Here is a 3,795-nt window from a genome sequence, read left to right as displayed (position 1 = left end):
GCGCTTTCCATCGCCACGTCGGTGCCAGCGCCAATCGCAAACCCCACGTCGGCCTGGGTCAGCGCCGGGGCATCGTTGATACCGTCGCCCACCATGCCGACCTTGTTGCCTTGGTCTTGCAGCTCCTTGATCTTCTCGGCTTTCTGCCCGGGAAGCACCTCGGCCAGCACGATGTCGATGCCCAGCTCCTTGCCGATGCGCTCGGCCGTGGCCTGGTTGTCGCCGGTCATCATCGCCACCTTGACGCCACGCTCCTGCAGCTTGGCGATGGTCGCCTTCGACGTGGGGCGCACCGCGTCGGCAATGGCGATCAGGCCGATCAACTGGCCGGCGCGGGCCACATGAACCACTGTTCGGCCACCGCCTTCGAGCCGGGTGGCGTCGGCCGCCAGGGCCGCCATCGATGAAGCGGACACAGCTTCCGCCTGCATCAGTTTGCGATTGCCCAGCAGCACGGCATCGGCACCGATGGTGGCGCGCGCGCCCTGCCCGTCGATGTTGGCAAACCCGGTGGCGGCCTCGACTGGGGTGTTGCCCGCGCTTGAGAATCGCAAGCGCCAGAGGGTGCTCGGAGAACTTCTCGACGCCTGCCGCCACGGCAATGAGCTGGGTCTCCGTGACCCCTCGCACCATGACGACCTCGACCACATCGGGCTGGCCCATCGTCAGCGTGCCGGTCTTGTCGAAGACGACGACCGTCAGCTTGGTGGCGTTCTCCAGCGCCGCCGCGTTCTTGAACAAGATGCCGTTCATCGCCCCGAGGCCGGTGCCCACCATGATCGCCATCGGTGTGGCCAGGCCGAGCGCGTCTGGGCAGGCGATCACGAACACCGTGATGGTCAGTGTGAGCGCAAACAGCAAGGGCTCGCCAATCACCCAGAACCACACGCCAAAGGTCAACAGGCCGATGGCGATGGCGGCCAACACCAGCCACTGCGACGCCCTGTCGGCCAGCAGTTGGCCGGGTGCCTTGGAGTTCTGCGCTTCCTGCACCAGTTTGACGATCTGCGCCAGCGCGGTGTCGGCCCCGACCTTGGTGGCCTTGTAGCGAAAGCTGCCGCTCTTGTTGATGGTGGCCCCGATGACAGCGTTGCCCACGATCTTCTTCACCGGCATCGACTCGCCCGTCAACATGGACTCATCCACTTGTGAGCTGCCTTCGGTGATCTCGCCGTCGACCGGGATCTTGTCGCCCGGTTTGATGATGACGATCTCGCCCGCGCGGACTTCCGCCGTGGGAACCTGGGTCTCGACGCCGGCCCTGTCGACCGTGGCCATCGGCGGCGCAAGGTCCATCAGCGCTCGGATCGCGTCCGACGCGCCAGCGCGGGCCCGCATCTCCAGCCAGTGCCCGAGCAAGATGAACACCAGCAGCACGGCCGAGGCTTCGTAGAACACCTCGCCTTCGTAGAAGAACGTGGCGCCCACACTGAAAACGTAGCCGGTGCCAACCGACAGCACGATCAGCGTCGCCATGTTGGCCACCTTGTTTCGCGCCGCCCGAAACGCCGCCACGAGGAAGGGCCACACCGGGTAGGCAATGGCGCCCGTGGCAACGAAGAAGAGGAAGAGCTTGCGATCCAGCCCGAAGGGCACGGGCAAGTCGCCAAACATCTCACCCATCGGCGAGTACAGGAAGACGGGCACGGCGAACACCAAGGCGACCAGGAAACGCTTGCGCATGTCGTTGGCCATGTCCTGCATCGACATGCCGGGCGCGTGGCCCATGTCATGCATCATCTCGGCCTTGTCGTGGCCTGTCTTGGCGCTCGCGCCGTGGCCTGAGTGGCCCGCATGGGGATCGCTCGCCGGCGATGCAGGCGTGACAGGGGCCATCGCATGACCGGCATGACCGGCATGACCCGCATGGTCAGTTCGAACAGCCCCCTGCGGCAGCTTGTCCCCCGGCTCACAGATGTGCGCTGGCACGAGCTCACCCCGGCAGTGATAGCCGCAACTCGCCACGCGTTGCCGGATGAGATCGAGCGTGGTCTTCGCTTCGTCGTAGTGCACCGTCGCACTTCCGGCCACGTAGTTCACGTCGGCATGGTGAACGCCCGGCAGCGTGGAAAGCTGCCGTTCGACGCCGGCCGCGCTGAGAGTCGAGACCAGTTCGCCGACTTCAATGGTGCTTGTTTTCATGATGCCTCCTTGTGCGTCACGCCTTGTGCTCGACGGGGACCGACCCACTCAGCTTCGGCAAGAAGCGTGGCGTGCGGGCTACGTAGGCGTCGAACTCGGCGCCGAAGCGCTTGCGCATGTGGGCCTCTTCGGTGAACGCAAGGCGCGCATACATCACCAGCAGAATCGGGAACATCACCAGCGTGAGCAGCGTCGGCCACTGCAGCAGGAAGCCCATCAGGATCAGCACGAAGGCCACGTACTGCGGGTGGCGAATGCGTGCATACGGCCCCGCCTGGGCCAACTCGTTGCGGCGCTGCGCGTGGTACAGCACGTTCCAGGCGCTCGACAGCAAATAGAAGCCGAAGCCCAGGAACACATAGCTTGCGATGTGCAGCGGCCCGAAGTGCGGATCGCCCTTCTCACCCAGCAGCGTTGACCACAGGTGACCGGAGTTGTGTGACATCAGGTCAAGGCTCGGGTACTTTGTTTGCAACCAGCCCGACAGCACGTAGATGCTCAGCGGAAAGCCATACATCTCGACGAAGAGCGCGACGATGAAGGCCGCGAAGGCGCCAAAAGTTCGCCAATCGCGCCCGGTCTGCGGTTTGAAGAAGCTGAACGCGAACATGAGGAAAAGGGCCGAGTTGAGGACGACCAACGTCCAGAGCCCATAGCCGGGAGCGTCGTTGGTCATGGTCGTTCTCCGGTCTTGGTTGGGGTTTTGGTTGCGGTCTTGGTGGCGGTCGTGGCAGCACCTGGCTTGCCACCACCTCCGTGATCGCCATGCCCGCCATGGCCACCGTGCATGAACACGTGCATCAGCGGGCAGGCCAGCAACAGCAAGAAGGGCAAGGCCCCGATGAAGTGGGCGCGGTGCTCGCTCAGCAAAAAGTAGGCAGCCACCGCGCCCAGCACAAGCAGCCCGATGGCATACCTGGATCGCCAGAACGGTGGTGGGCTGACCTGTCCAGGTTGGTGGTGATGTGCAGCGTGAGGGTGGTTCATGACATCCCCTTACGGCTTGGCAGGCGACTGCGGAAGACGATCGACCATCATCTCCATCATGGTCTGCATCATGTCCATGCGCTGCTCCATCATGTTCTGGCGCTGGCTCATGTCGGCGGGCGGTTTGTTGGGAGCGGACATGCCGCCCGCGCCTTTCATCATGTCCATGCCGTCGTGCATGGTCTTCATGTGCTCACCCATCAACGCGTTGCGTTCATCGGGTGTCTTGGCGGCCATCATCTTGTCGTGCATCGCCTGCATGGCTTTCCTCTGGTTGGCCATGCGAGCCATCTCGGGTGTGGTCTTGCCCGTTACCGGCTTGGCGACGGGGCCAGAGGCTGTACCGACCGGGTGATGGGCTTTGTGTTCGTCAACGGGGGCGGCCCAGGCGGCAGCGGTCACGGTGATGAGGGCGAGCGCAAGCGAATGTGGTTGAACGAGTTTCATGGTGACTCCTGGTCGATGGTGGATGTGAAATGCGATGCACTGGGTGCTGCCCCGAGATGGCGCGGTTTCGAGTGGGATCGCGTCCATGCCGATTGAATCGAGCAGGACAGATGCGAGCGCCGAACAGCGGAGCGCGATGCTCCGGTTCAAGCGCGGCAGGGGCTACAACGCAAGTCGCGAGTAGCGAACCCTGAAAGGTGGCCCCACGATGGGAACCTG

The 3,795-nt window shown here is 63.9% G+C and carries 3 protein-coding genes and 1 pseudogene; all 4 read right to left on the bottom strand.

From position 1 onward, the window contains the following. A pseudogene (locus tag RMO40_RS17600) lies at nt 1-2,142 on the bottom strand (heavy metal translocating P-type ATPase); the annotation flags it as partial. Nucleotides 2,143-2,158: 16 nt separating this feature from the next. Then, nucleotides 2,159-2,818: a methyltransferase gene (locus tag RMO40_RS17595; protein ID WP_309724218.1), complete on the bottom strand. Its 660-nt coding sequence runs from the start codon at nt 2,816-2,818 to the stop codon at nt 2,159-2,161. Beyond that, nucleotides 2,815-3,129 (bottom strand): DUF2933 domain-containing protein, encoded by a 315-nt coding sequence (locus RMO40_RS17590; RefSeq protein ID WP_309724216.1) that lies wholly within the window; start codon nt 3,127-3,129, stop codon nt 2,815-2,817. Before RMO40_RS17590 ends, RMO40_RS17595 begins: the two co-directional genes overlap by 4 nt. A 9-nt stretch (nt 3,130-3,138) precedes the next feature. After that, complete coding sequence (locus RMO40_RS17585; RefSeq protein WP_309724213.1) at nt 3,139-3,576, bottom strand: hypothetical protein; 438 nt, start codon at nt 3,574-3,576, stop codon at nt 3,139-3,141. Nucleotides 3,577-3,795 lie beyond the last annotated feature (219 nt).

This window comes from Rhizobacter sp., from assembly GCF_031412075.1.
Taxonomy (GTDB): Bacteria; Pseudomonadota; Gammaproteobacteria; order Burkholderiales; family Burkholderiaceae_C; genus Rhizobacter.
The sequence above is the reverse complement of the archived record's forward strand: the minus strand, read 5'-3'. Positions and strand labels throughout refer to the sequence as shown.